Origin of the sequence: Kribbella sp. NBC_01245, from assembly GCF_036226525.1 — a bacterium.
Classification (GTDB): domain Bacteria; phylum Actinomycetota; class Actinomycetes; order Propionibacteriales; family Kribbellaceae; genus Kribbella.
Window position 1 is genome coordinate 2977200 of the sequence record NZ_CP108487.1, and the last position, 26601, is coordinate 3003800.

General features: G+C 67.1%; 23 protein-coding genes, 2 tRNA genes and 1 pseudogene. 10 read left to right on the forward strand and 16 right to left on the reverse strand.

The annotated features are described in order from the left end of the window. The first annotated feature begins 48 nt into the window (after positions 1-48). From OG394_RS13055 to OG394_RS13065, 3 genes are all read left to right on the forward strand, one after another. Positions 49-669, forward strand: a complete 621-nt coding sequence (locus OG394_RS13055) for a hypothetical protein (RefSeq protein WP_328995549.1) — start codon at positions 49-51, stop codon at positions 667-669. Positions 670-839: 170 nt separating this feature from the next. After that, positions 840-1001 (forward strand): hypothetical protein, encoded by a 162-nt coding sequence (locus tag OG394_RS13060; protein WP_328995550.1) that lies wholly within the window; start codon positions 840-842, stop codon positions 999-1001. Between the two features lie 224 nt (positions 1002-1225). Further along, positions 1226-2293: a hypothetical protein gene (locus OG394_RS13065; protein WP_328995551.1), complete on the forward strand. Its 1068-nt coding sequence runs from the start codon at positions 1226-1228 to the stop codon at positions 2291-2293. A 177-nt stretch (positions 2294-2470) separates the two neighbouring features. Here the strand turns inward: OG394_RS13065 and OG394_RS13070 are convergent, their stop codons facing one another. Next, on the reverse strand, positions 2471-2968 hold the full coding sequence (locus OG394_RS13070; RefSeq protein ID WP_328995553.1) for an ATP-dependent DNA ligase: 498 nt from the start codon (positions 2966-2968) through the stop codon (positions 2471-2473). Positions 2969-3158: 190 nt separating this feature from the next. Here OG394_RS13070 and OG394_RS13075 point away from each other — a divergent pair, with 190 nt between their 5' ends. Further along, positions 3159-3494: a hypothetical protein gene (locus OG394_RS13075; protein WP_328995554.1), complete on the forward strand. Its 336-nt coding sequence runs from the start codon at positions 3159-3161 to the stop codon at positions 3492-3494. A 79-nt stretch (positions 3495-3573) separates the two neighbouring features. Here OG394_RS13075 and OG394_RS13080 read toward each other — a convergent pair whose 3' ends face one another. After that, the gene (locus tag OG394_RS13080; protein ID WP_328995555.1) at positions 3574-3993 is read right to left on the reverse strand and encodes a phosphotransferase; all 420 of its coding nucleotides are present in this window, start codon (positions 3991-3993) and stop codon (positions 3574-3576) included. Between the two features lie 21 nt (positions 3994-4014). Here OG394_RS13080 and OG394_RS13085 point away from each other — a divergent pair, with 21 nt between their 5' ends. After that, the gene (locus OG394_RS13085) at positions 4015-4293 is read left to right on the forward strand and encodes a hypothetical protein (RefSeq protein WP_328995556.1); all 279 of its coding nucleotides are present in this window, start codon (positions 4015-4017) and stop codon (positions 4291-4293) included. A gap of 166 nt (positions 4294-4459) precedes the next feature. Here OG394_RS13085 and OG394_RS13090 read toward each other — a convergent pair whose 3' ends face one another. The 4 genes from OG394_RS13090 to OG394_RS13105 form a co-directional block, all read right to left on the reverse strand. Then, positions 4460-4726: a hypothetical protein gene (locus tag OG394_RS13090; protein WP_328995558.1), complete on the reverse strand. Its 267-nt coding sequence runs from the start codon at positions 4724-4726 to the stop codon at positions 4460-4462. A gap of 77 nt (positions 4727-4803) precedes the next feature. Continuing rightward, complete coding sequence (locus OG394_RS13095; protein WP_328995560.1) at positions 4804-6906, reverse strand: hypothetical protein; 2103 nt, start codon at positions 6904-6906, stop codon at positions 4804-4806. Positions 6907-7146: 240 nt separating this feature from the next. Continuing rightward, the gene (locus tag OG394_RS13100; RefSeq protein ID WP_328995561.1) at positions 7147-7779 is read right to left on the reverse strand and encodes a hypothetical protein; all 633 of its coding nucleotides are present in this window, start codon (positions 7777-7779) and stop codon (positions 7147-7149) included. 242 nt (positions 7780-8021) lie between these two features. Beyond that, a complete protein-coding gene (locus OG394_RS13105; RefSeq protein WP_328995562.1) occupies positions 8022-8162 on the reverse strand; it encodes a hypothetical protein in 141 nt (46 codons plus the stop codon). Between the two features lie 199 nt (positions 8163-8361). Between OG394_RS13105 and OG394_RS13110 the strand changes: the two genes are divergently transcribed. Beyond that, a tRNA-Ile gene (locus tag OG394_RS13110) sits at positions 8362-8438 on the forward strand. A gap of 117 nt (positions 8439-8555) precedes the next feature. Here the strand turns inward: OG394_RS13110 and OG394_RS13115 are convergent. The 5 genes from OG394_RS13115 to OG394_RS13135 all read right to left on the reverse strand — a co-directional run bounded on the left by OG394_RS13115 (position 8556) and on the right by OG394_RS13135 (position 16215). After that, positions 8556-8628, reverse strand: a tRNA-Asn gene (locus OG394_RS13115). Positions 8629-8753: 125 nt separating this feature from the next. Beyond that, on the reverse strand, positions 8754-9356 hold the full coding sequence (locus tag OG394_RS13120; RefSeq protein ID WP_328995563.1) for a hypothetical protein: 603 nt from the start codon (positions 9354-9356) through the stop codon (positions 8754-8756). A 33-nt stretch (positions 9357-9389) separates the two neighbouring features. Next, on the reverse strand, positions 9390-12593 hold the full coding sequence (locus OG394_RS13125; protein ID WP_328995564.1) for a M36 family metallopeptidase: 3204 nt from the start codon (positions 12591-12593) through the stop codon (positions 9390-9392). Between the two features lie 177 nt (positions 12594-12770). Then, the gene (locus tag OG394_RS13130; RefSeq protein ID WP_328995565.1) at positions 12771-13793 is read right to left on the reverse strand and encodes a LacI family DNA-binding transcriptional regulator; all 1023 of its coding nucleotides are present in this window, start codon (positions 13791-13793) and stop codon (positions 12771-12773) included. Between the two features lie 13 nt (positions 13794-13806). Next, positions 13807-16215: a glycoside hydrolase family 3 N-terminal domain-containing protein gene (locus OG394_RS13135; RefSeq protein ID WP_328995566.1), complete on the reverse strand. Its 2409-nt coding sequence runs from the start codon at positions 16213-16215 to the stop codon at positions 13807-13809. A 342-nt stretch (positions 16216-16557) separates the two neighbouring features. Here OG394_RS13135 and OG394_RS13140 point away from each other — a divergent pair, with 342 nt between their 5' ends. From OG394_RS13140 to xylA, 4 genes are read left to right on the forward strand one after another with little or no spacing between them, the layout of a single operon-like run. After that, positions 16558-17940: an extracellular solute-binding protein gene (locus OG394_RS13140; protein ID WP_328995567.1), complete on the forward strand. Its 1383-nt coding sequence runs from the start codon at positions 16558-16560 to the stop codon at positions 17938-17940. Next, a complete protein-coding gene (locus tag OG394_RS13145) occupies positions 17937-18842 on the forward strand; it encodes a carbohydrate ABC transporter permease (RefSeq protein WP_328995568.1) in 906 nt (301 codons plus the stop codon). Before OG394_RS13140 ends, OG394_RS13145 begins: the two co-directional genes overlap by 4 nt. A 1-nt stretch (position 18843) precedes the next feature. Then, positions 18844-19722, forward strand: coding sequence for a carbohydrate ABC transporter permease (locus OG394_RS13150; protein ID WP_328995569.1), 879 nt, complete (start codon positions 18844-18846; stop codon positions 19720-19722). Positions 19723-19751: 29 nt separating this feature from the next. Further along, positions 19752-20912, forward strand: a complete 1161-nt coding sequence (gene xylA, locus OG394_RS13155) for a xylose isomerase (protein ID WP_328995570.1) — start codon at positions 19752-19754, stop codon at positions 20910-20912. Positions 20913-20973: 61 nt separating this feature from the next. Here xylA and OG394_RS40065 read toward each other — a convergent pair. From OG394_RS40065 to OG394_RS13180, 5 genes and pseudogenes are all read right to left on the reverse strand, one after another. Beyond that, positions 20974-21033 (reverse strand): annotated as a pseudogene (locus OG394_RS40065) (hypothetical protein); the annotation flags it as partial. A 1834-nt stretch (positions 21034-22867) separates the two neighbouring features. Next, the gene (locus OG394_RS13165) at positions 22868-23317 is read right to left on the reverse strand and encodes a hypothetical protein (protein ID WP_328995572.1); all 450 of its coding nucleotides are present in this window, start codon (positions 23315-23317) and stop codon (positions 22868-22870) included. A gap of 233 nt (positions 23318-23550) precedes the next feature. After that, complete coding sequence (locus OG394_RS13170; protein WP_328995574.1) at positions 23551-24561, reverse strand: hypothetical protein; 1011 nt, start codon at positions 24559-24561, stop codon at positions 23551-23553. 144 nt (positions 24562-24705) lie between these two features. Next, complete coding sequence (locus OG394_RS13175; RefSeq protein ID WP_328995576.1) at positions 24706-25584, reverse strand: sigma-70 family RNA polymerase sigma factor; 879 nt, start codon at positions 25582-25584, stop codon at positions 24706-24708. A gap of 130 nt (positions 25585-25714) precedes the next feature. Beyond that, positions 25715-26524: a class I SAM-dependent methyltransferase gene (locus OG394_RS13180; RefSeq protein ID WP_328995577.1), complete on the reverse strand. Its 810-nt coding sequence runs from the start codon at positions 26522-26524 to the stop codon at positions 25715-25717. Positions 26525-26601: the final 77 nt, after the last annotated feature.

A 26601-nucleotide genomic window follows, 5' to 3' on the forward strand; every position in this document is an offset into this window, starting at 1 on the left:
CGCTCGGGTCCCTCGCGCCCACAAGCACGCAAGGCCACCATCTTGGCCATGGTAATCGCCACCCTCGCCGGCCCCACGGCAGCATTCCTGGTTGTAGATCGACTCGACTCGCGACAGGCCACCGAAACAGCTGAGCCGCCGGAGCGCGCGACACGCAGACAAAAGCTGGTCATCGAAGAACCACGCGTCGCTTTTGATCGGCGCACCTGGGAGGGACGGATGCCCTCGAGCAAGGAGCTGTTCTTCGAGCGCCTGATCGTGAGCGGCTGGCCCAGGAACCTTGCCGAGTTCTCGCCCCGTGCAGCGCTCACGAGACAGGTGACAATCGACGGAACGAGTTACAAGGATGCATTCCTCATCAAGCACGACGTCACACTGGAAGCGATCTCACTCCATCCTCTGGCTCGTGAAGTCGTCGGCATCTTCGGCTCAGGTGCCGGGGGAACGTGCCGATGGGCAATGACGGTCAATGGATTCCAAACAGGGGAATTCACGACCACCGACGAGGACTCAGCCACGATCCGCATCAAGCTCGGAGAGCCCCGTCTCGACCGGACCCTCAGCATCCACGCGTTCCCCGAGGACAGCCCCGCCGATGTCCCATGTCTGATGGCTCCGCTGCAACAGTTCAAGACTTCAGGCCGGACATACACGCGAACACCCACCTAAGCGATCACAAAGTAAAACCTCGCCGACCTGAGCAGCTCCGCAAAAGGATTCTGGTCAGTGGCCGCCCAGCGCTACATCGCTCCGTCGCACGCCTTCAGCATGCGCCCCCTAACCCGAGGGGGTTCCAGGGTCCAGCGATCTGCCTTCCATGGTCGAACTAGGTCACGATCGTGGCTTCCGGGCAGTTGCTTCGGCTGCGTCGGGCCGGCCGGTTTCAGCAGCGCGAGAAGCTCGGCGGCCTGATGGTCCTTGAGTGGCAAAGTGCGGCCGACAACCTCAAGCTCCTTGCCCCGGTAGCGGCCGGCGATCACGGCCTCGGGCCGGGCCAGTGAGCCGGTCACCGCGCCCACGATCACCTCGAGAGTCGCCCGATGGCGAACCTTTCGTTGGGGTCTTCAGAGGTGTCGTGGACTGTCGCGTTGCGGCTGTTCGGCAGCCCGTGCGCAACACCCACCTGGAGATGCGGAGCTGGCCGCTGGTGGGTGCCTGGTCATCAGTGCGCCGTAGCCACGTTCCGGAGCCGAGGCGATAATTTGGTCGTTCGTCAGGAGGCGTTATGACCGAAGCGGCGATGGCCTCGCACGGTACCGGCGGAATCCGCACGTTCGGCGCGGTGTGCTTCGCCGCTAGTCTCCTTGGGGCTGGCCTCAGCGGCTACCTCGCATCGGTCAGCTGGGCTGTGGGGGCCGATCCGTTCGGCTACCCGCAGGCTCTGCCGGAGTTTACGGCTCTGCAGATGCTTCTCGCTCTCAGCCGGGTCGGCCTCATCTTCGGGCTGCTCGCCCTGTGGTGGAGCGGTGCGGTACCCCGCAGCCGCCGCACTCAGGTCGGCCTGTACGGCGCGGTGGCCGTGATGGCTGGACTCACGGTCGCAGAAGGTGTGGCCGTGTCGGTGCCGGGATCGTCGCTGGACGCGACGCCCTCCGCCTTCGGTGTGATCTACAGCGGCTACACGGTTCTCCTCGGCGTCGCTTTGCTGGCGGTCGGCCTCGATGTGGCCCGGGGCGGGGAATGGCAGGGTTGGAGGAGTTGGCTTCCAGCCATCCTCGGTCTGTGGCTGTTCGTTCCAGTGCTTCCCACACTGGTCTTCAGTCACGAAGCAGCCGGCTGGGCAGTTTCCGCGTGGCTGCTGCTGTTCGCGCTGCTTGGACTGGCCTTGATGCGGTGGGGTGGCCTGGTTCGGCACAGGCCGCCAGTTGAGCGCAGTGGGACCAGCGCGCGCACTTATGCGGTGCTGACGTGGATCTACGTCGCGGCGTTCGGGAGTCCAGCCATCCCCATCGCGGGCTACCTCATCCAGAACGAGAAGCTGCCGTCCTTTCTCGATGTCTTCGAAATGTACGGCGGCCCCTGGGCACAGCGGGTCCAGACCGGCACCCTCGTCCTGCTTCTGGGCACCTTCGTCGTCGTGACCCTTGGCGCTGCCTGGGCTGCCTGGCTGGTGCGGACTGGCTCCAAGGTCGGGGCCGTCGTCGGCGTGATCCTCCTGCCCGTCGAGGCTTCCTTCTGGTTTGGCTTCGCCCTGCCGCTGCCATGGCTGATCGGCATCGCCCGGATCGTCCTTCTAGCCATGGCGTGGAGGTCGCTCAGATGGCCGCGACGTCAGGCAGCAACCATGCATTAGTCCGCATGCTTGCCTGCTCGATCTCGGAATGGTGCCCGCACAACGAGTCGATTGAAAAGACCTCGACTGACCGTATACCGGCGTGTTCGCGACACCTGTCGCTCACGCCGCCACCGGCTGGACTACCCGGTAACCAGGCCGGATAGATGCGACTGGACGACCGGACACCGACGACCCCTACGAACGGACTTTCAGCCACCCGGACGGGTGCCCGGGGAGGTAGCGGGTGCGCCGTCCTTTCACGACCAGGCCCTCGACGCCGATCTCGCCCAGGACCTCGAACCACTCCCGGGCCTCCTCCAGGTTGAAGGTGACCGGGCACAGCTCCAGCGGTGCTGCCCAGGTCTGGGCGAGGGTTTCGAGTCGCTGCCTTCGCCGGTCCCACGGCATGGAGCGGATATCCACGTCGCCGACCGCGAGGAGGTCGAACACCATGTACGACGCGGGCCGCCGGGCGGTCTCGCGGCTTTGTAGCGCCCCGAAGTCAGGCAGGCCGTCCATGTACACGACCAGCTCGCCGTCGAGCACCAGCCCTTCGGGCAGCTGCCGTACGGCCGCAGCAGCCAGGAGCGGGAATCGCGTGGTGAGGTTCGTGCCCCGGCGTGACCACAACCGGGCGTCGGTGCCGGTCCTGACCAGCTCGACCCGGCTAGTTGACTGAACTCTTCCGAGCACCAGCTGGTGCTACAGCCAATCTTGGAATCGCTGCGGCTCGCGGTACGGGTGCGGTACGGGCAGAGAAACGTCGGCGACAACTCGTACTGTCGCGACAAATCCAGCGGGTGGGCGCAAGCCAGCTCGAGACGTCTCTCTCGGAGGACTAATGAAGGCACGTGCACTGGGGGCACTGGTAGGAGTCGCAGCGATGCTGAGCGGGTTGTTGGTGGCAACTCCAGCGCACGCCGCCACGATTTCGGTGACCTCGCCGGACGGCGGGGCGTTTGGGCAGGTGGCCGTCGCGGCAAGCGGGCACCACTACACCCTGATCGCCAACGACAAGAGCTGTGACGGGCGAGGGACGGTGCTGCACTACAAGATCGCTGGCGTCTGGCGCACGCACTCGGACAGCAGCTGCCACGGAGGCGCAGTCACCCGTGGACCCCTCCCGGTGACTGGAAGCCGGATCGACATCTACGTGTGCAATACGAACACGCGCACCGGTTACAAGAGCTGTTCGTCGACGAAGACCATCTACACCTGAGCAACGCGACACCCGGAGTCGCAACGTGCTGCCCGGTCCGCGGACGAGCGAACAGCGCCATGCCCCTCCGCTCCTGGCGTCAGCCCGGCCAGGTCAACGGGTCGAGCAGAAGATAGAAGCGCTGCCTCTCCGCGTCTAGGTCGATCCCGTACAGCTCGCTGAACTCGCGATCAGCCGCGCGAGCGGTGACCTCGTCAGGCCACGTCTCGCGGGCATTGGCCAGTAGCAGCGCAAGGTCGGCGTACGGGTCCGCGACGCCGAGGCGGCCTAGGTCGATCAGTCCAGCCACACGCATGGTGTCGGGGTCGATGAGGATATTCGGCAGGCAGAGGTCGCCGTGGCAGATGACGCGTCCGTCTTCCTCCTGCCGTTGGCGTCGCGGCAGCTCGTCCTCGAGCTGGCCGAGGATCCGTGCCGGCGCCACCTGCTGCAGCGCCGGCGGCAGGAACTCAGCCTGGACCCGGTTCTCTGCCACCGTCGCACGCGCCAGGGGCATCATCGACGCGAGTCAAATATCACGGTGCGGAACCTCACAGTGCGCGACATCTGTCCCGGTGACGGCCGCCCGGTGCGGGCCGTCCTGGTCGTGCTCGACACCGACGGAAAGCGTACGACCATCCCCCCGTACTACTCGGACACCAACGGCTGCGGCTCCGACGGCACCAACTTCGGGACGTACGGGCTCGGCCTCAGCGACGGCTGGCGAATCAAATCGGTGAGCGTGAGGGTGTGCGTCTACAACTCGAGCGGCAACCTGAAGTGTGTGACCAGCGCGGGCCGGGACAACCCCTACACCTGAGACCTCTGACACAGCGCGGGGAAGTCCAGTTCGTCCTCGAGCCACCAGGGCGACTGCTCGCCGCGATCGAGGAGGTCGAGCAACTGCTCCCGCCGGCCGACCAGGAAACTGGGTGGCCGGCGCGGACAGGCACTGCGAGCCCGCGCCTCGCAGTACCGGTGGAACCCTACTGGGCGAGACCTCTCGCCTCAGAGACGTCAGCAGCGGCGGTGGTGCTGCGAGTTCTGCGGTCGGTGATCGTGGCCGCGACATAGGCGTTCCAGTCGCGACTGGCTCTGCGTGTCCACTGCAGCGCGGAGGTGATGCTGATGCCGAACAGTTCGCTGAGTTCGTCCGACCACTCGTTGCCCGGCTCCCGGGCCTGACTCGGCGCCGCCGTACCAGCGAGCATCATGACGGCGACCGCGACTCGGACTGACCTGTTCAACTTCATGACCGCCCCCTGACCTCTGGCAATTCCTGACTGTAGGCACCCCAACTGCGGGGCACCGGAGGACAGGGCAGTCCGGATCAGGTGCGTCGACGGTGGACGACGATCAGAACGAGGGCGAGGAGCGCGATGGCCGCGGCGGCGAGGGTGGCCGGGAGCCAGAGGGAGGAGCCGGTGGCAGTAGGCGTGGTGGTTGCCGGGGGCGTGTTGTGCTCGGTGGGCTTGTCGAGGGCCGCCTTCGCCTTCACAGGTTTCAGCGTGACGTCGTTGCCGTCGCCGCCCTTGTAGGTGATCTGGTACCCCGCGACCCGGGCACCTTCGGGGAGGTTGGTGAACGCGCCGGCGACCGGGTCGGCGCCGTCGTTGGCAATGAGCGGGACTTCCTTGGTGACCTGGGCCGGTGGGGTGAGCTCGAGCTTCCCGGCCAGCGATACCTTGCCGGTCACGCGGAGCGGCGTACCGGTCGAGCGGGTGGACAGCCGGCCCTCGGGGGTCTGCTCGAAATCGCCCTCGACGGTGAACGTCCCGCCGGCGGTGCCGATGTTGAGGAGTCGGCCGCCCTGGAAGGTGCCGGAGAGCTTGGACTGACGGCTCAAGGTGAGCGTGGCGCGATCGCCGTACAGGACAGTCGTGCCGGAGGCCTGGCTGACGTCGCGGAGGGTCTGGTTGCCGGTCTTGGTCAGGTCCAGCTTCGCGCCGGACTTGGTGAGCATCACGGCGCTGCTGGATTTCAGGCTGCCGCCGGTGAGCGCCAGGACTCCGCGCGAGATCGCGGTCTTGCCGGTGTAGGTCTGCGCCCCGGCGAGGCGAGTGGTCGCTGCGCCGGCCTGGGTGAGTGAACCGGTGCCGCTGATCTTCGACAGCGTGATCGCTTTGCCTGTATTGCGCACCACCATCGAGCCGTCGTTGACGATCCGGAACAGCGCGGCCTTCGTCAACAGGCTGCCGTCGCCGCCAGGCCGGCCAGTTCCGAGGCGCAGGGTCGCGCCCTTCTCGATCGTGGTCGAGCCGTCGTAGTACTGGTCGGCGGCGAACGTCACGTCGTTGCCGCGGACGGACTTGATCACGACGTCCCCGGCGCCCGGCGACTTCAGGGTGTCGTGGAACACGCCGCCGCCGATCGGGGCGCCGAGCGTGACCGGGCCGTTGTAGGCGAAGGTGAGTTTGGAGCGGAACCGTGCGGCCAGCAGGTTGATGTAGACGGTATCCGCGGTGCCCGGCATGAAGATCTTGTTCGTGCTGCCGTCGCCCCACTGGACGTCGGCGCCCTTGATGTTGGTGCCGCGCTTGTTCAGGTCGTGCGGGATCTTCCGCCAGTTGATCGCCCGGTCGCTCAGCGATGGGTCCGTGGTGCCGCCCCGGTCCGAGTAGCTGTACTGGCCGGTGAGGATCACCTTGCCGCCTGGGCGGGACTGGACGTTGATGTCGCTGCCGTACTCGCGCTGGTAGAAGTTCTGCCGGATCGTGACGGTCTGGTGCAGCGGGGTGTCGATCGTCCAGGTGCCCTGGTTGAGGATGGCCCGGGCGTTCGGCAGCGCGACCGTGGTCTCCGGTTTGCCGGCGGCCGCCCCGGTGCCGTTGTCGATCACGCCCGAGAACGGATTGGTACCGGCCAGATCTAGGGTGCCCCAGAGGAACCGCGGCTGGCTGATCAGCCCGGAGCCGCTGATCGTGCCGAGGTTGAAGGACCGGGTGAGCGACAACCGCAGGGTGCCGTTGACCTCGATGTTGTCCTGGTTGAGCTGGTAGCCGGGCGTGTTGTAGGGGAATCTGCCGATCAGCCCGGTGCCACCACCGTTGCCGTACTGCAGGGTCGCGCCCCGATCGACGATGACCGCCGGCGGATCGGGGCGCGTGACCACGACATACGGGTGGTTGCCGCCGAGGATCCGGACCGCCTGCCGTTGTCTTGCCTTGGGCAACGAGAAGTCGCTGTCCTTGGTCAGGATCAGGGTGCCACTGCCGGCGATCCGCAACGTTCCTTCGCCGGTGATCACCCCGTCGTACGTCGTGGTCCCTTCGGGCACGTTCACCACGGCGTCACCGGTCAGGGTGACGTTCCGGCCGGCCAGGAGGTCGGCCGTGATGTCGCCACTCCCGGCTGCGACCGCCGGCGCGGGGTGGAGCAGAGCGGCCAGTACGACCAGCGCCCCGATCAGTGCGGCCGGGCGTCTTCCCGTCACTTTGTGGTCCTCCTCGAATCGGGCGGCGCCCACCCTAGTCGGCGGGCAGCCCAGCTCCGAGGGATTCGGCGAAGGCTTTGGGCAGGCTTGATGTGCGGCCGCAACCCGTCGCTCGCTTACCGGTCAGCATTCGATGAAAGGCCGCGTGCGACGAGAAGGCAGCCGAGCTCCATCGAACGGACCGCAGGCGCCGCCGCGAAGGCCAAGCGGCGTACATCGACATGCCGACGAGCGAGCGGATCAATCGATGCGGCTGACTGCCCAGCGGTTGAAGCGGACGAGGGTGATGGTGTGTGTCTGCTTCTCCTCGATCGTGCGTTGGATGCTGCCATCCGCAAGTGCTGCTTTCCACGTTTCTACGGTGCGGAGTTCGGCGGCAGCGGCGCTGGCTGCGCCTTGGCCGCCGGTGACATGTACCTGGTGGCTGACCTTGAGCTTGCCGCTTAGATCACCAACCCACTCGGCCACGCCGTTTATGGTTTGGCTACGGGCCTGGCCGGTGTACCAGTTGGTGAAGGTCTGGTAGGCCGCTTGGGCTACTGCGGCGTCTGGGTTGCGCAGGTTCTCGTAGTATCTCGCCCGGGCCGGAACGGCCCGCTCAAGATAGTCGCGACACGCGTCCAGGGCCGCCCGATCCACGGCCTCGCAGGCCGTGTCAGACGAGGCGCTCGGCTTGGATGTTGGCAGCTTCGTCTGCGGGGTTGGCTCAGGCGATCCAGGAGTCGTGGAGCCGGGTGTGTTCGCAGACGTGACAGTCACCGTGGGTGCCGGCGTTCTGGACCGTGACTCATCGGTGCAAGCCGCCATAGTCAGCGTGATGCCGGCAAGGCTAGGCAGGATGTAGACAACAGGCTTCGAGAGTAGTCGAGTCATAGCCTGAGTCTCCGCTCCGCTAATGGATGCCGAGGTTCCGCTGGAACTGTGGAGAGTTGGAATGTGTTGAGTCGCTGTTCCCCATCTCAATGAGACCGCCGCTCGTAGGCGCTGTCCAGACACCGCTACGACGCGGCTGAGCTGGGTTGGGCCGACCGCGCCGTCTCTCGCCGGGCCGACCCAGCCAGACCGCCAGCGGGCCGACCTCGTCTGCACGACGGGGCCGGCCTGTCAGCTCAGGGTCAGCGGCCTTCCTTGCGCTTGTCGATTGCCCGCTGAATCCGGTGCTGCGGCTGCCCGGTCAATTTCGCCAGCAACGGCACCCGGAACTTCCACGCAGCGACGCCACCGACAATGAGCACGATCAGGATGAACCAGAACATCGCTGTCCCCTTCGATAGACCTACCCCCATCATCCCGCCTCGCACCCCACTTCACGCCCAGGCGCAACCCTGACCACCCCCTGATTCCATCGGCTGCCCTCCAGAAGGTTCCGACGACCCGCCTCAGCCCCCTGCGGCGCCACATCCAACCACCGACCGGATACGATCTCCGGCGAAACGTCCTCACCAGAGACGTTCCGGGGCGGTAGCTCAGCCGGTTAGAGCAGGGGACTCATAATCCCTGGGTCGTGGGTTCGAGTCCCACCCGCCCCACCAAGAACGTCCCACTCGAACCGAGTGACACTCGCCGCAACCATCTTGGTTAAACCTAAGGCGGGGTATGGCAAAGGCCGGTGCCCCGAAGGGACCGGCCTCTGGATTGTGCTTCTGTTGCTCCCGCGACTGGACTCGAACCAGTAACCTGCCGGTTAACAGCCGGCTGCTCTGCCAATTGAGCTACGCGGGATCGCGCTGTTGCCTGCCGGTTTCCCGAAGGCTGGATTAGGTTAACAGGCCGGGGCCGCCCCTCAAAATCGGGTTTCGCGGAGGGGTCTGCGGGCGGACGCAGGTGCCTTCGGCATCAGTTACACCTCAGAGTCCGAGCTCGTCGCGGAGGCCCTTGAGAGCGTCCTCGGCGGCTTCGAGCAATCCCGGCCGAGTGGGCTCGATTCCCTTGTCCAGAACGAAATTCCAGGCCACTTCGGCGGACGTATCAGCCGGGTTGCGGCGGCCGACGACGCGGAGGCCCTTCTTGCCGGTGATCGGGTAGTGGCGCTGGATGACGATGCTCGCGCTGACCCGTTCGCGGAGCAGCTGGCCGAACTTGCCCAAGTCTTCGACCGGAAGGTGCGTACCCACCAGCGGCGTACCGAAAGCGGTCGTCTCCCAGACGTGCAGGACGGACTGCTCAGAGTCCCATTCCGCCCGCTCGATCTGCTCCCAGCCAACTCGTCGTACCCCAAACGCATCAGCGGCATCAGGGGCACCAAGCGGGAGGTAGACGGCGGAGCGGCCGCCGGCCAGCCAGCGGCCGTCGGTGAGCTGGATTGCGGACAGGATGCTGTCCTTGCCCGCGCCGTCCGCCTCGGCGGCCCGCTTGACCGCGGCAGTGAGCTCGGAGGGCACAGGGGTACGACGGAGTTTCAGCACTCCACCATGATCGCAGGCGCGCAAGAACCGGGTCGGCTGAGCCACCGCCCCAGCCGACCCGGTTCAAACAGCCGCGACCTACTGGGTGTCGGTGATCGTGAGTGTCACCGGTACGGCCGCACCCAGGAACAGATGCGTCACGACGTACTTGGCGTTCGACGGGATGACACCGGTCTCGTCGGCCGCCTCAGTCGCTACCTGGCCCAGTAACTGGCACGACGAGCTGTAGAAGTAGACGTCCAGGTCCCAGACACCGACGCCCGCACCCTTCACCGCGATCGCGTGGGCGCCGTCGCCGGATTCGCCGGTCAGCGTCGTCACATGACCGTCAACGTTCTGCGAGGCCGGCGGAGCCTTGCAGGTCTGAACGAACTCCGTGCCCGTCACGCCGGGGTCCTCCACGTTCGCCGGATCACCGGCGGCCAGAGTGAAGTTCTCGACCACTGGAGCGTCAGGGGGCGACGGCGGCAGCGGTTCGACCTGCTTGACCGTGCCGGAGAAGACCTGCAGATCGCCGACCTGCACGTTGGTCTTCGTATCGCCCATCGGCTCGTCGGTCCAGAACCGCAGGTACGTCGCGGTCACCGGCTTGGCCAACGTGAACGTCTTGTAGTGCACGTCCGGCACCACCGGCCGGGGCGCCTGATACGAGAACGCGTTCGGCCCGAAAGCACCCGATACGGTCGTCCAGTTCGTACCGTCGTTGCTGGTCTGCAGCGTGAATGACTTCAACGCTTCGAACCGCGATGAGGTGTACGCCGACACCTGTACGGCCGAGATGGCTGCGGGTTTGGCCAGTTTCACCACCGCGTTCCCGGTCCCCCGTGCGGCCGAGAACGTGGTGCCCTCGGTGTCGTCGATCAGCGCCTTCGCCCCGTCGGGGTTGGTCGTCGACACGATGGCGGCACCGTTCGCGATCGAGGCGAGGTTCGGCGCCAGCTTGAATTGCCTGGACGTCGTACCGCCCGCCGCGACCTGGAAGCCCATGAACGTCTGGGCACCGAAACCGGGTGCCTGGATCGTGACCGGGTACCGGCCGGCGGCGACCGGGATCGCGAACGCACCGGTGGGCCCAGTCGTCGCGGCCGGGCTCACCTTGGCCTCGAAAACGCCGAGAATGATCTTGGCGTTGGGGACCGGCTTACCGGTCGACGCGTTCAGCACCGTGCCGGTGAGCCGGCCGTTCAGCGCCGGGTTGCGGTGATCGAAGCCCGGCACCGGATCGATGTCGTTCGCGCCGGTCGGGTCGTCGGTGGAGGTCCGGTTCCGCGCCGACAGGCCCATCCCCCGCTGAGCGAAGGCGGTGTAGGCGAGGTCGATCAGCTCACCAGCGTCGGGACGCGAGTGGTAGCGGTTGTCGAGCGCGACCACCATCGCGTCGCGCACATCCAGCATCGACGGGTCGTTCGGCGACAGCGGCATGGCGTCCGTGACGCCACGGGCGGCGATCTCCGAACCGAGCGCCTGGCCGTACTTGGCGACGAGTGCCTTGCGCAGCTGCCACAGTGTCGCCGTCCAGATCTCGCCGTCGGCGTGCACCTCGGGACCGGTCAGGTCATAGCCGATGTCCGCGAAGGTCGTCGGATTCTCGTCGTACGGCCAGTTCCGGATCGCGCGGTAGGTGTTACCGGTCGCGTAGGCACCCAGCTCCGAGGTGGTCTGCAATCCCTCGCGGTGCAGGTAGTTCAGGCCGTACCAGTCGCCCCAGCCTTCACCCATCGAGCCGGACTGATGCCCACCGAGGGCCCCGTCCTCGGTGCCGACGTACCGGTTGGACAGGCCGTGTGCGTACTCGTGCTCGATCACACCGGCGTCGAAGTCGCCATCGCGGCACTTACCCTCGAACGCGTCGTTGATCGGCTCCCACAAGAACATGCCACTCCACGGTGGGATGCCGTCCGGCAGCGTCAGCATGTAGGCGTTGTCGCGCCCGGTGTACGTCGGTGCGCCACCGCTGACCGCCCCGGCCTGCACGAGGCCCTGGATCGCGTCGCCACCGAGACCGCCCTTGGCGAAGTTGTTGATCTGGAAGTTGCCCGCGCTCTCGGTGAACCCCAGATCGTAGAACTCGTCGTGGATCCGGTTGTGGTGGTAGAAGAGGTTCGTCGCCGACGGGTCCACGTCACCGGCGTACGACGGGACGGCGCACTGCTGCCGGCCCCACTCGTCCGTGAAGGCGTAGTTGAACTTGCCGAGCGGATTGACCGGTCGCGGGCCCGGGTCGACCGGACCGATGAAGTTGGACCAGTTCGCGTGCGAGTTGGCGTTGTTGCCAAAGGTGGTGATGCCGGTGCCGGTCAGGCCGAGCACGTCGACCCAGCCATTCGGGGACTCCGCCGTACGGCCGAAGGACACCACCTCGGGAGATCCACCGCCGGGCGCGCCCGGGTAGTTGCGATAGACGGTTCCCTCCGGTTCGAGCGGTCCCTCGTGCTGGACCAGGCTGCGCCGGTAGAGCACCTCGCCGGATCCGGCGTCCACCAGGACGTCGTACGCCTCGTTCTGGGCTTTGATGAAGAGCACCTGGTACGCCGCCCGACCGCCGTTCGCGGTCCCGAACGTGGCCTTGCGAATGTAGGAGTCAGCGGCGAAGGGGCCGCGGGCAACGAGCTGGTAGCCGGCCAAGGTCGCGCCGGTGAGCGATGGGGTGTATTTCGCTCCTGGGGCCAGAACTCCGGCCACCTTCGTCACGGCGTCCAGCGGAGACAGTGCGAAGGAGCCGCTCAGGGCATTACTCCTGCTGGTAGAACCGGTGTAGTTGAGCACTCGGCCGTCGGACGCCACGGCGATACCGACCGAGCCCCCGCGCGCGGCCACGACTCCGCCGAACACCTGGGTCAGATTGACCACCCGAGTCCCCGTGCCGGGTAGCAGGTGGTTGCGGCGGACAACCATCGCGGCGATGTCGGCGGCACTGAGGCCGAGCATCGCCCGGTTGTCGGCGAGCCAGGCCTTGGCGACCTCGACCGCCGAACCGGCCCTCGGACCTGACAGCGCTCCGCCGACTCCGGGTCGCAGTGTCCTGGGCGTGCCATAGCGAGCATCCCAGGCAACCCGGGCGCCTTGGCCCGCATCCGCCAGCACGGCGGCGACCGCCGCGACCTGATCGGACGTCGGCCGCACCAGCACGTCAGCCGTCTCCCGGACATCGGAGACCACCTCAGGCGGGCTACCGGGAACGGGGGTGACGGCCTGGGCACCGGCTGCGACCCCCAAACCGGCGATGACTGTTGCACCAGCGGCCACCAGGGCCACTGCTCTCAAGATGGGCGATTTACGCATTGCCGAACTCCTCACAGGTCGTCCGCGCAGGGACGCGGACGCGATTCGGGCGATGAATCTGACCTGTCAACGACTTTGCCGGTCAATGGTCACGGCTCCAGAGCGAAGGAAAACCCTTCTTCTTCGCATTTCCGCGGTTTTCATCCGACGCCGTCCCGGAGCAGGTTCTGGAAGCAATCAGGAGGAGCTAGGGACGGTGGCGGAGTCGCGGACGATGAGACGGGTGGCTAGTTCGACGTGGTGGGAGTCGACTTTTTCGCCGGCTGCTAGTTGGAGGGCGGTGCGTAGGGCGACGGCGCCCATTTCCTGGAGGGGCTGCCGGACGGTCGTTAGCTGGGGTGAGGCGAGGCGTGCTACCTGGGTGTCGTCGAAGCCGACCACGCTGACGTCCTCCGGAACGCGCAATCCTCGCGCGCGAGCCGCCTCCATCGCGCCGAGCGCAACCTCGTCGCTCCCGGCGAAGATCGCGGTAGGCGGCTCGGGCAGATCGAGCAGAGCCGCGCCACCCGCGAGCCCGTCGTCGTACAGGAACTCGCGCAGCCAGACGTACTCCTTGGGCACGGGCGCGCCGGCCGCCTCCATCGCGCCGCGGAAGCCGTTCATCCGCGCCTGGTTGCAGCCGGACGTCGGCGGTCCACCGAGGTAGGCGATTCGCCGATGACCCAATGACAGTAGGTATTGCGTGGCCGCCATCCCGCCCGCGAAGTTCGTGGAACCGACGCTCGTGATATCCGGTTGGGCGACGTTGAGCGGGTCGACCACGACGAGCGGCAGGCGTGCCCGCGAGAGGGCGGCCAGGTCGGCAGCGGTGAGGTCGCTGGTGATGCCGATCGCGGCCCGGCGGCCGGTCGCGGTCAGCTCCCGGATCCACTGCGCCGCGCGTCCGGCAGTCCGCGCCTGGTGCCGATGGGGTCGCGCGCTCAGTACGACGTCGACCTCGGCCGCCCGGCCCGCCTCGAGCACGCCCTGGATGACCTCGATCGAGTAGCTGTTGACGACGCCTTGGAAGAAGAGCTCGACCGTCGCCCGTTCGACCGGCTCCGGCCTGCGTCCGACGTACTCGTGCTGGCGCAGCACCTCCTGCACCCGCTCGCGCGTCGACGGCGAGACGTCGCTCCGTCCGTTGAGCACCTTGGAGACGGTCGCGACGGAAACACCTGCGGTGCTCGCGACAGTGGCCAGGGTGACGCGGCCTCTCACGGACGGCACCTGGTCACGCTCCTCCCCCGGCCCCTGGGGCACCGGCGATCGGCGTCAGGTCAACAGGGGTCACCATCGTACGATCGTGCCCCACCTGCCGCACATCTCCCGTCAGCCGCACGTTACCGCGACACGGCAGGTCCGCGGACGACGTACCGACCAGCAGTTCGATGTCGCCCGGCTCGACGATTCGGGTCAGCTCCGGCCCGGTGTACGCCGTACGGTCCGTGTGCACGCGGAAGGTGACGTCCATCGCGGCGCCCGGCTCCAGCGACACCCGCGCGAAGCCGATCAGCAGCTTCAGCGGCCGGGCGACCTGCGCGACGAGGTCGTGCAGATAGAGCTGGACCACTTCGTCACCCGCGCGGGCCCCGGTGTTGCGAACCCGGACCGCCACCGTGAACTCGCCATCGGTCGGCACCTCGTCGGCACTGATCCGCAAGTCGTCCACCTCAAAGCTGGTGTACGACGCCCCGAAGCCGAACGCGAACAACGGCGACGCCTCCAGCCCACTGATACCGGCACTCTCGACGCTCCCGAGCGCCGGCTGCAGGTATGTGCCGGGCTGTCCGCCAGCGTGCCGCGGGATTTGCACCGGCAGCTTTCCCCCGGGCACAACCCGCCCACTGAGCACGCCCGCGATCGCGGCGCCACCCTCCTGACCAGGGATGAACGCTTGCACCAGACCAGCCGCGCGATCCGCGATCTCGCCCAGCGCGTACGGCCGACCGGAGACGACCACCACGACGACCGGCGTACCGGAGTCCAAGAGTTCGGCGAGCAATTCAGCCTGTACGCCGGGAAGGCGCAGGTCTTCGGCATCGCAGCCCTCCCCCGACGAGCCGTGTCCGAACAGCCCGGACAAGTCGCCGACGTACGCGACGCACAAATCGGCACCACGCGCAGTCTCCACGGCCGCGGCGAGGCCAGATCGGTCATCGCCGAGAACCGCGCACCCCGGCTCGTAGACGAGTTCGACGTCCTCGAGCTCCTGCTGCAACGCGTCGAACGGGCTCCGCACCTCCAGTCCGAGCGCGCGATCGGGGTATCGCGGCAGCACGTGGTTCGGGAACGCGTAGCAGCCCATCAACGTCCGCGGATCGCCTGCGCACGGCCCGACCACTGCAACCCGTCGAAGTGCCGGACGACCTTCGCCGAGAAGCGGCAGCGCCGTACCGGCATCGAGAAGAACGATCGAGCGCTCGGCCATTTCGCGAGCGAGGTCGCGGCTAGCCGGGGAGTCGAGGTCGACCGCTTCCTGACGTACCGAACCTTCCGGCGTCCAGTCTGGGTCGAGCAGACCGAGCTGCGCCTTCTGCAGGAGAAGGCGCCCGGCCGCGCGATCGACCAGGTCCTCCGACAGCTGACCCGACTCGACCAGTTCGACCAGACCCCGGCCGAACCCAATCGTGTCCGGGAGTTCGACGTCCGTGCCGGCGGTAAGCGCCAAGGCGCCCGCAGCGTGTACGTCGGACGCGACGCGATGCATGGTCGCGAGGAACGGCACCGCCCAGTAGTCCGAAACAACCGTGCCCGTGAATCCCCACTCCTCGCGCAGCACCTTCGTGAACAGCCACGGATCCGCGCCGGCCGGGACGCCGTCGATATCCGAGTACGACGTCATCACCGAGCCCGCCCCGGCTGTCGCGATCGCGGTCTCGAACGTCGGCAGGATGACGTCGAGCAACTCGCGACGTCCCATCGAAACGGGCCCGTGGTTGCGCGCGGCCCGGGACGCGGAATAGCCCGCGAAGTGCTTCAGCGTCGCGATCACGCCCGCGCTTTGCAGGCCACGCACGTACGCCGAGCCGAGCATCGCCACCAGGTAAGGGTCTTCGCCGATCGTCTCCTCCACCCGCCCCCAGCGGTAGTCCCGTACGACGTCGAGCACGGGCGAAAGACCTTGGTGTACGCCGACTGCGGCCATGTCGCGCCCGATCGCGGCCGCCATCCGCTGCACCAGTTCGGGGTCGAAGGTGGCGCCCCACGCGAGAGCGGTCGGGTAGACGGTCGCGCCGTACGTCGTGAAGCCGGTCAGGCATTCCTCATGGACCAAGGCGGGGACGCCGAGGCGGGAGCTGTCGAGTACGACGTGGTGCTGGCGAACCAGCTCGGCCACGCCCTCCTCGATCGTGAGCGGCACGCTGCCCCAGACCCGGGTGAGGTGGCCGAGCCCGTCGCGGCTCGCCTCCTCGAGGGACAGGGAGCCGCCGGCCGCGAAGACGTCCTGCATCGGAGCGACGTTGATCTGCTCCTCGGTGGGCTGGTCGTTGCCGGCCATGTCGTTGCCCACCCAGCGGCTGCCGAGCTGCGCCACCTTCTCCGCGAGCGTCATCGCCTGCAGCAGGAGTTCGGCCCGCTTCTCGGCCGGCAGGTCGGTCTGCTGCCACGGACGATCGCCCGCTGAGGTTGAGCTCGTCACGAAAGTCTCCCTGTTCATCGAATGCCGGGATCATAAAGTATCGAAAAGTTTCGAAGATTCGGGAGCCGTTGCTGCCGATGTCTGCGAGCGATGGGATCCGGCGTGTTTCCCCGGTGGATAAGCGAATCTGCGCTGCCACTGTGGCTCACGAAAGCCGTGAGAACAAGATCTTGACAGCGGTCCGGGCGAAACCTACGTTACGAAACATACTTTTAACCCGCAGGTGCTTCCGCTACCTCGTGGAGCAGTCGGCAGGGGGCGGCTCAGGTCGCGCCGGCGGCCTCGCACCTGACAACCCACACGCCGTGGAGTGGTCCACGGCCACGGAGTACGGAGATCACGGTGGATCCCAAGGCCACATCCCGACTGACCACTTCCCGGCTGACCACTTCCCGCCGCACGTTCATTCGCTTCACCGCCGGTGGTGCCATTGCCGCCGGGCTCGCCGCCTGCGGCACTTCCGGCCCGAAGACCTCGGGCGGCTCCTCCACCGGCGCGGGCGGCGGCGGAGCGTCGTACTGGTTCCTGACCGGCCAGCCTCAGCAGGCCATCCGTGAGGCCCAGGTCAAGCGGTTCAACGACGCGAACGCCGATACCCAGATCAAGTTCACCGAGTTCCAGAACGACGCGTACAAGCAGAAGATCAAGACGGCGATCGGCGCGGGCCAGGGGCCGACGCTGATCTGGGGTTGGGGCGGCGGCGGCCTGAAGAGTTACGTCGACGCGGGCCAGGTAGAGGACCTCACCGACTGGTTCGGCCAGAACACCGCGCTCAAAGACCAGATCTTCCCGTCGGCCTTCGGCGCGGCCACTGTCAACGGCAAGATCTACGCGATGCCGGTCGAGACGACGACGCCGATCGTTCTCTACTGGAACAAGAGCGTCTTCGACCGGATCGGTGCCCAGCCGCCGCAATCGTGGGGCGACATCATGGATCTGGTGCCGAAGTTCAACGAGAAGGGCATCGCGCCGTTCTCGCTCGGCGGGCAGTCGCGCTGGACCAGCATGATGTGGCTGGAGTTCCTCTTCGACCGCATCGGCGGCAGCGAGGTCTTCCAGAACATCTTCGACGGCAAGCCGGACGCGTGGTCCGACCCGTCCGCGCTGAAGGCACTCGAGGAGATGCAGAAGCTGATCAAGGCGAACGGCTTCGTCAAGGGCTTCTCCTCGATCACCGCCGACTCGAATGCCGACCAGGCCCTGCTCTACACCGGCAAGGCCGCGATGATGCTGCACGGCGCGTGGACGTACGGCGGCATGAAGGCCGATGGCGGCAACTTCGTCAAGGACGGCCACCTCGGCTACATGAACTTCCCGCCCGTCGACGGCGGTAAGGGCGACCCGAGCGACACGGTCGGCAACCCCGGGCAGTACCTCTCCATCTCCTCGAAGGCGAGCCAGCAGGAGAAGGACGTGGCCAAGAAGTTCCTCTCCACGGCGACGCTCGATGCCGCCTCGGTCGATGCCTGGATCGCGTCCGGCAGCGTGCCGGTGGTCAAGGGCACCGAGGCCAAGCTCAAGGCCGTCGCGGACACGAATGACGCCGCCTGGCTCAGCTTCGTGTACGACACGTCGAGCAAAGCGAAGAACTTCGCCCAGTCCTGGGACCAGGCGCTCAGCCCGACCGCCGCAGAGACCCTGCTCGACAACATCGCCAAGCTGTTCCAGCTGTCGGTATCGCCGCAGCAGTTCGCGGACAACCTGAACGCGGTGATCGGCAAGTGACGACGGCCGCTCCGCCCGCCGCCTCCTCCCGCGCCGGGCGGAGCGGCCCAGTCGCCTGGATGGCGATCCCGGCCTTGGCGATCTTCGTGGTGTTCGGCGTTGTTCCGCTGTTCGGCGTACTGTTCCTGAGCTTCGCCCAGTGGGACGGCCTTGGTCCGATCAGCACGGCCGGCCTGTCCAACTGGCGTTCGGTGCTCAGCGATCCGGCGTTGCCGCACACGGTCCTGGTGACGTTCGAGGTGATGATCCTTTCGTGGATCGTGCAGACCCCGATGAGCCTTTTGCTCGGGGTCTTCCTCGCCGGCCGCCAGCGATACCGCGCGCTGCTGGCCGTTCTCTACTTCATCCCGCTGTTGCTCAGCTCGGCCGCGATCGCCATTACCTACAAGGCGCTCCTCGATCCCAACTTCGGACTCGGTCCCGGTCTGCACCTGGAGTTCCTGACCCAGGATTGGCTCGGGAAGGGCAATCTCGCTCTCGGCGTGGTCATCTTCGTCGTGTCGTGGCAGTTCATTCCGTTCCACTCGCTCATCTATCAAGGCGGAGTGCGGCAGATCCCGACCACCATGTACGAGGCGGCGTCGATCGATGGCGCCGGCCGGATCCGCCAGTTCTTCAGCATCACCGTGCCGCAGCTGAAGTACACGATCATCACCTCGTCCACGTTGATGGTCGTCGGCTCACTGACCTTCTTCGACCTGATCTTCGTGCTGACCGCAGGCGGGCCCGGCGATGCCACCCGAGTGCTGGCGCTCGACATGTACAAGCGCGGATTCCAGGCGAACCTGATGGGCCCGGCCAGCGTCATCGCCGTACTGCTCGTGCTGCTCGGACTGGCCTTGGCGTTGTTGCTGCGCAGACTCGGCGGCAGCACGACGGCCAGCCAACAGGAAGGAGCCTGAGATGGCCGTGGTGACCGTGACCACTCAGGGCGTGCAGGGCGGCAGGTCCCGGGTCCGGCGACTCCTCCAGCTGAACTGGTTCGGAGGCGCCGCGGGCTGGCTTTGGCTGGTGATCGTGCTGATCCCGCTGTACTGGATCGTCGTCACGAGCTTCAAGGACCAGAGCGCGTACTTCACCCAGAACCCGTTCGCGTTGCCGTCGGAGCCGACGATGGCGAACTACAGCCTGGTGATCGAGTCCGACTTCCCGCGGTACTTCCTCAACAGCGTGATCGTCACGGCCGGCACGATCCTGCCCGCCGTCGCGATCGCCTTCATGGCGGCGTACGCCATCGTGCGCGGAGCCGGCAGCCGTTTCCTGGCGGGCGTCAACGGGCTTTTCCTGATGGGGTTGGCGATTCCGCTCCAGGCGACGATCATCCCGGTCTACTTGCTGATCATCCGGATGCGCATGTACGACAGCCTGCTCGCGATCATCCTGCCGTCGATCGCGTTCTCGATCCCGCTGTCCATCCTGGTGCTGACGAACTTCATCCGCGATGTGCCGAAGGAACTCTTCGAGTCCATGCGCGTCGACGGCGCGAGCGAATGGGGCATGCTGATCGGCCTCGCCCTGCCGCTGACCCGGCCGGCGCTCGTGACGGTCAGCATCTACAACGGACTCGGCGTCTGGAACGGCTTCCTGCTGCCGTTGATCCTCACGCAGAGCCCCGACAAACGGACGCTTCCGCTCGCGCTGTGGACCTTCCAAGGCCAGTACAGCGTCAACGTGCCCGCCGTACTCGCGTCGGTCGTGCTCACCACACTGCCGATCGTGATCCTGTACGCGCTCGGGCGGCGCCAACTGCTCAGCGGTCTTACCGCCGGCTTCAGCAGATGACTTTTATTAAGAGAGATGAGGCCCCACCTATGCCCGAATTCACGCCTACTTGTGAGGACAAGTTCTCCTTCGGCTTGTGGACGGTCGGCTGGCAAGGCGTCGACGTCTTCGGTGGCGCGGTTCGGCCGGAGCTGGACGCGGCCGAAGCCGTTCACAAGTTGAGTGAGCTTGGCGCCTACGGCATCACCTTCCACGACAATGACCTGTTCCCCTTCGGTTGTACGGCCGCCGAGCGGGATGCCCGGCTGAAGTCCTTCCGGGTGGCGCTGGACGAGACCGGGCTCGTGGTGCCGATGGTGACGACCAACTTGTTCTCGCATCCCGTCTTCCGCGATGGCGGTTTCACCAACAACGACCGCGACGTACGGCGTTTCGCGATTCGCAAGGCCGCCGACCAGCTCGACCTCGCGGCCGAACTCGGCGCCGAGACGTTCGTCGCGTGGGGTGGCCGGGAAGGCGCCGAGTCGGGTGCGGCGAAGGACATCCGGGCGGCGCTCGATCGGTACAAGGAGGCGTTCGACGTCCTCGGCTCGTACGCGATCGAGCAGGGGTACGACATCCGCTTCGCGATCGAGCCGAAGCCGAACGAACCGCGCGGCGACATCCTTTTGCCGACGATCGGCCATGCGCTCGCGTTCATCGAGGAGCTGGAGCACTCCGAACGGGTCGGCCTCAATCCCGAGGTGGGGCACGAGGAGATGGCCGGCCTCAACTACGCGCACGGACTCGCGCAGGCGTTGTGGCACGGCAAGCTCTTCCACGCCGACCTCAACGGGCAGACGGGACCACGCTTCGACCAGGACCTGCGGTTCGGCGCCGGCAATGCGCGAGGCGCGTTCTGGACGGTCGACGTACTGGAGAACGGCGGGTACGACGGGCCGCGGCACTTCGACTTCAAGCCGCCGCGTACCGAGGACATGGACGGCGTCTGGGTATCGGCGGCGGCCTGCATGCGCAACTATCTGGTGCTGCGCGAGAAAGTACGGGCCTTCCGCAACGATCCCGACGTCCAGCAAGCCCTGCTCGACGCACGCCTCGACCAACTGGCCAAGCCAACCCTCGGCCCGGGCGAGACGGTCGCGACCTTGCGCGCCGAGGACTTCGATCCCGACGAGGCCGGCCGTCGCGGCATGGCGTTCGAATACCTGGACCAGCTAGCCCTCGACCACCTCTACGGCGTACGTCGCTGAGTCTTACCGGCTCGGCGTCCGTGACAGGGTGAGGGGCGGGCCGCTTAACTGGCGTAGTGCCAGCCGACGCCGCGCCCCCACCCGTGCGGCCTAACGCGTCCCGGCGGCTCGTGCGCGCCAGGCGTGCCTGGCGTAATAGCGCCGCTCGTCACGAGCTGGCCCAACGGCGACTGAACCTCCACGGGCTGCCACGCACGTCCCGGCGCCTCCTTCTCGGTGCGGGGTTGGTCGGTATCGCTCTCGCCGTTCTGCTGTTGGTCGAGGTTGCACGCGGCAACCAAGCCCCCGACCTCGCGGCGACGGTCGAGCTCGTGACCCACGACTGGCCTACCGCGCTCGTATTGGGTCTCCTCGCCGGCTTCGCCGTCACCCAGGTGCTGGTGATGCGCCTGGCGGCAGTGTCGACCCGAACTCGTCGTGTCGTGCTGGCCGTGCTCGGTGGGCTGATGGGACTGATCCCGCCGGCGACAGCTCTTCGAAACCTGCATGGCATAGGCGAGATCTACCGCGACGAGCCGTCCGCCGCGTTCTGGGTCGGAGTATTGGCGCTTGCGCTCGGGGGGTTCGCAACGGTGGTCGGAGTCATCCTCGCGGTCGGACTAGGCCGTACGGCCTGGGCGTACTTGGTGGTTCTGCCACTCGTTCTGTACGCCGTCGGTTACCTCGGGGTGCTGATCGCGGGCAGCGAGTTCTCGGGTTCAATCGACAACCGGTTCCCCGAAAGCCTGCCCGTGGCGGCCGCCGTGGCGAACGGCGTCGTCATGACAGGCTTTGGTGTTGCCGGCATCGGTCTGGCCGTGACGTTGTGGCAGGCGATCGAGGCCGCCCGCGGCACCCGTGACGCCGTCGGCGCAGCAGGTGTCTTCGTCTCGCGTTGGGCTAGGAAGCGGCGCGACCGGCCCGGGCTGTGGCTTCTCCTCGCTTCCCTACTAGCGGCGAAGCTGGTCTGGATCGCGCTGGGCGTCTCAGGCGTTCTGCCCCGGCTGGCAGGCGGTGGACTCGACGTGTGGTCGGACATCAGCGGCGACGGCTGGGTCTCGTGGTTGGTGGCCTTTGCCCTCGGGGTGCTGGTCGTGGTCTGGCTGGGCCGGGGCTCCCCCGGTCCACGCGAAGGCGCCGACCTGGTGCTGGCGATTGCACTCGTCGTGGGCGGTTTGGCCCTTGCCGAGATCGCCTTCCAGGGTTTGGCCTTTGTTGCGCGGTTGGGACTCGGTGACTGGGCGCTGGCAGCCGCGCGCAACGTCGACGGGATGCAGCCCTGGGCCACGGTCCTCGTGATCGCGCTGGCGTGCGTTGGCGCGGTGATGCGCTGGTTGGCCGGCGATCGGGGCGCGGGCACCTTGTTCCTCGCCGCTTTCGGTCTGTGGGGAGTGATCCGGCTGCCCGCGATGGTCTGGGATTTGGCGCGCTACCCCTGGTTCCCCTGGGGGTTCTCGTTGCCCAGCGAGTCGGAGTACGGCGCCCACGCCGGTTGGGTGGCCGTCGCCACCCTCGACCTCGCGCTTACGGTCCTGCTCCTCGGTGCCGCACTGGCTGCGCTCAGCGGGCGCCTGCGGATCCGCCTCGTCCCTTTGCTGGTGGTCGCGTTGGCCAGCACCATCGTCGCGTACCCGGCCGGGCTGGTCGATCTCGTCCTGTTGAGCGGAATCGGGAACGGCATCGCGTTCGTGCTGCCGCTCGCGTACCTCTTCCTGTTCGACGCCACCGGCCTGAACAAGGCGAGCGACGTACGCGAGGCCAGGCTGCTGCGTGTGTTCGCGCTTACGGCACTGGCGCTGACCGTCGGCGTACTCCGCGCGTACTTCGGTGACCCCGTCGCGGCTCAGGACGTGGAACTGGCGGCCAGCCTGCTCCTCGTACCGGCCCTGGTGATGTCGATCGTCACAATGGTCGCCCGCCCACCGGCCGCCGCGCCCACACCCGCGCGGGCGCACCACCCGTCGCCAGCCGGAACGTCAGCCGCCGATCTCGGTGCTCACCGCCACGCGTAGCGGCACCGCTTCACGATCGATCTCGAGCTTCTCGAGTGCCGTTCGCACCACCCCCATCAGGTAAGCCGGATCGTCCCCGCGGACAGTCAACCAGACCACCGTGCTGCGGCCGCCGTCGACGAGGATCGCGCGGACCTCGTCGGCAAACGGCCCCTCGCAGTCGCGCATGACGTGCGCGCGGCCGTAGTAGCCGTTCCCCTCAACCGGACGAATCGCGTCCTGGGTACAGCCGTCGGACAGGTTGAACCGCTCCATCTCCCCCAGCGCGGTCTGGATATGCCCAAACGTGTAGAGCGTTCGCCGCGTAGCGTCATCGCCCAAGAACTCGTTGAGCTGCGTCAGACTCGCGTATACGGTCATCCGCTCAGCGCCACCGTCGCGCACGTGCAGACCCTCTCCCTCCGGCTTGGTCAACCGAAACGATGTGCCAGTCCATCCCTCGGGAGCGACCGTGCTGACCGCACCAGATGAGCTCTCGACCTGCTCGCTCCGAACCGGCTCCTCTGCCGCACACGCCACGAGAACGACACACAGCCCCGCACCGAACACCGCCCGGCGCGCCCATACCCGGCACGCCCAGGCACGCTCTAATCCCTCCGAACCGCCGGTGTCCCCTCCGGCTCGCCGCGAGTGCCCGCGGCGCGCGTTCACGGTTTCACTCCGAGTCCCTCGATGGCTCGCCGAAGCAGGCTCTGCGCCAGTTCCTCGGACGGACGCTGCGCCGCGACCACCACGGTGACGACCGTGTCGTCCACCAGGGCGCTCATCCCAAGGAACTGGAGCCCGATCTCCTGATCCACTCGGCGCCAGGCGACCGTACGCACCGAGAGCTCCGGGGCTTCGCCGGACATCCAGCGGGCCTGCTGCCCCGGAACGCCGGGCAACTCCAGGGCACAGGTGATGGCGCGGACATCGACCACATCGAAGTACGCGTAGGCCGCCGACCAGGTACGCCACGTCTTGACCTGCACCTGCACGACCGTGCCCGCACCAGTAACCCAGTCCTTCCCCACCGAAGTCGCCGAACCACCGAGGTCCGCCAGCATGTCGCGCGTCTCGAGCTCCGGCCGGCAGAGGAAGTCGCCCGGAGGGATCCTCAACTGCCGGTCTGTTCCGTCAACACTGGAAGCGTTGAGCAGCCCGCTCTCGGCGCGCTCCGTCCGAGTGGCGCCGGATGACTCCACGTTGGCCGCAGCCGTCTTGAGCACCAACTGCCAGAGCGCTCGCGACGATCGCAGCATGTCCCGCAGTGCCGTCCCACAGGCTGCCGCCTCGCAGCTCGCGGTAACCCTGGCGGCGGGCCGCACCCGGTCGATGGTCCAGTCGAGCGCTTCGGCGTACGTCGGGGCTGCCGCGGACTCGGGCGATCCGGCCTTGTCGACGGCCGTACGCAGGTTGCTGACCGCTTGTCCGAGGTCGCTGCCCCACGCGTGAGCACGCCTAACAGTGCCCCGACCATCCAGGGCCTGCAGCTCCTTCAGGACGCCGACGTACGCGACCGACCACTTGTCCGCCTCGTCGTCCCAGCGATCCATCCAGTCGACGAGCTTCTGGTACTCGGTCTTCTGACTGGCGAGCCCCGCACCCGGATCGGTGTCGCATGACCACACCAGCCCGAGCAGCATCAACAGAGCTAGGAGACCCGCGCGACGAGCCATGTCTCATCGTATCGCGCAGGCACCCACGCACTCCCGAACAAAGCAAAGCCCACGGCGACGTACTCACAGAACTCACCCAGCCGCGCGGATCGCCTCGGAATGACGGCCGCGGCCCCACTCAGTCCCCAGCCAACCCGGGCAAGGCTAGGCGGCGTACTCGCGGAGGGCGTTGTGGCAGCGGCGTTTGAGGTCGCGCAGCGCGGCGGTTTCTATGCGTTTCACCTCCGTCATGGATAGGCGCAGGGCATCGGCGGTCTCCTGCAGGGTGAACTGGTCGGAACCGGCCAGACCGAATCGCAAGGCCAGCACCGTCTGCGCCCGCTCGTCGAGGAACGCGAGCTGATGACCGACGTCCCGACGGATACCGGCTAGGGCCACCAGCCGATCGTCGTCAACCGGTTGGTCGACGTCCGTGGCGTCGAGGGACTCGGGTTTGAGGCGCCAGGCATAGGCCCGCTCGACCCGGGCGAGGCTGAGCGAGGTGGCGTCGGCGAGCTCGGCCTTGTTCGGTTCGCGGCCCAGATACTGGGTCAGCTCGCGCCTGGTCGTCGTGACCCGGGCCGAGTCCATACAGGCCTGGGCGGGCATCCGGACCAGGCGCGACCGATCCGCGATGGCCCGGCCGATCGCCTGTCTGATCCACCAGATGGCGTACGTCGAGAAGCGATAACCACGCCGATGGTCATACCTCTCGACGGCTCGCATCAGACCGACGTTGCCCTCCTGGATGAGGTCGAGCGGGGACATCCCTTGCCCGACGTACCGCTTGGCGAGGGAAACGACCAGCCGCAGGTTTCCCTCGATCAGACGGGCGCGGGCGCGTTCACCTGCCAACACCACTCCCGGCAACTCGGCCGTGGTGTCCCCCGCGGCCAGCCGGTCGGCGGCGAGCAGACCCGCCTCGATCCAGAAGCAGAGCTCGCCGACCTCTTCCAGCGTCAGCACCTCTTGCCGCCCGATCCCGCGCAGATAACTCACCAACGCGTCTGCGTCGGCAGGCTCACAATCCAGTGGTAGCGCCATCCGGAACCTCCCAATCCCCGAAGTTGTCTCCTAGGGAGGGTGCCGCGAAATGACCCTTCGTGGCGCAGTGACTTTCTGACCTGTTGACAACTCGCCACCGAGCGCCAGGCCTTGTGGATAACGTCCGCGGTCAGTTCGGCTTTTGTGCTTCGATGAGAAAACGCTCGCTCGTCGCGGCGAACGAGCCCTCGGCACGGATCACCCGATCCAGCTCCGCCAGGCGTTCGCGGTACTGGCCCACCGTGAAGCCCGGCACGATCCAGATCACCTTGCGAAGGAAGTGCACAACGGCAGCGATATCGAAGAACTCCATCGGCAACGACTCCGGCCGTACGTCGAGGACGGACAGGCCCACCGCCTGCGCGTCGGCGACCGCGCGCTGGGGATCGCGTTCGAGGCCGACCGGCTGCGGCCCCATCATGAAGTCGGTCAGTTCGCGGACCGAGCCGGCTCCGACCTGTTGCGAAAGGTAGGTGCCGCCCGGCCGTAGCACGCGCGCGATTTCCGGCCAGATCACCACGGTCGGATGCCGGCTGACGACCAGGTCGAAGCTTTCCGACTCGAACGGCAGATCCTCGTGGTCCGCCACCTCGACGACGACCCCACCCAGCGGCGCGAGGTTGCGGCGCGAGACCGCGAGGTTGGGCGGCCAGGACTCGGTCGCGACCAGGCGCTCGGGTGCGACCGGGATGCTCGCGAGCACCTCGCCACCACCCGTCTGCAGGTCGAGCGCGGCCGACACGTGCGCCATCCGCTCACCGATCAGCCGGGCATAGCCCCAACTCGGCCGCTGCTCGGTCGCCCGTCCGTCGAACCAGGAGAAGTCCCATCCCGCCGTCGGCACCGCCTCGCCCTCGGCCAGCAACTCCTCGAACGACGCCTCGCTCGGGCGAACCGTCGCGGGCGCATCGACGGCGTGAGCGTTCTCTGGCCTGGTCATGGCGACCAGTCTTGCCGGGCATCGACAACCTCGGCAAAGGGATTACCCATCGATCGCGAAAGGGATTACCCAGCGGT

Excerpts from the sequence above, each read along its gene's own strand:
- OG394_RS13180 (WP_328995577.1), bottom strand. The coding sequence starts at position 26,524 with ATGACCAGGCCAGAGAACGCTCACGCCGTCGATGCGCCCGCGACGGTT.
- OG394_RS13090 (WP_328995558.1), bottom strand. The coding sequence starts at position 4,726 with ATGAAGTTGAACAGGTCAGTCCGAGTCGCGGTCGCCGTCATGATGCTC.
- OG394_RS13100 (WP_328995561.1), bottom strand. The coding sequence starts at position 7,779 with ATGACTCGACTACTCTCGAAGCCTGTTGTCTACATCCTGCCTAGCCTT.
- xylA (WP_328995570.1), top strand. The coding sequence starts at position 19,752 with ATGCCCGAATTCACGCCTACTTGTGAGGACAAGTTCTCCTTCGGCTTG.
- OG394_RS13105 (WP_328995562.1), bottom strand. The coding sequence starts at position 8,162 with ATGTTCTGGTTCATCCTGATCGTGCTCATTGTCGGTGGCGTCGCTGCG.
- OG394_RS13125 (WP_328995564.1), bottom strand. The coding sequence starts at position 12,593 with ATGCGTAAATCGCCCATCTTGAGAGCAGTGGCCCTGGTGGCCGCTGGT.
- OG394_RS13065 (WP_328995551.1), top strand. The coding sequence starts at position 1,226 with ATGACCGAAGCGGCGATGGCCTCGCACGGTACCGGCGGAATCCGCACG.
- OG394_RS13055 (WP_328995549.1), top strand. The coding sequence starts at position 49 with ATGGTAATCGCCACCCTCGCCGGCCCCACGGCAGCATTCCTGGTTGTA.
- OG394_RS13170 (WP_328995574.1), bottom strand. The coding sequence starts at position 24,561 with ATGGCTCGTCGCGCGGGTCTCCTAGCTCTGTTGATGCTGCTCGGGCTG.
- OG394_RS13150 (WP_328995569.1), top strand. The coding sequence starts at position 18,844 with ATGGCCGTGGTGACCGTGACCACTCAGGGCGTGCAGGGCGGCAGGTCC.
- OG394_RS13080 (WP_328995555.1), bottom strand. The coding sequence starts at position 3,993 with ATGATGCCCCTGGCGCGTGCGACGGTGGCAGAGAACCGGGTCCAGGCT.
- OG394_RS13075 (WP_328995554.1), top strand. The coding sequence starts at position 3,159 with ATGCTGAGCGGGTTGTTGGTGGCAACTCCAGCGCACGCCGCCACGATT.
- OG394_RS13175 (WP_328995576.1), bottom strand. The coding sequence starts at position 25,584 with ATGGCGCTACCACTGGATTGTGAGCCTGCCGACGCAGACGCGTTGGTG.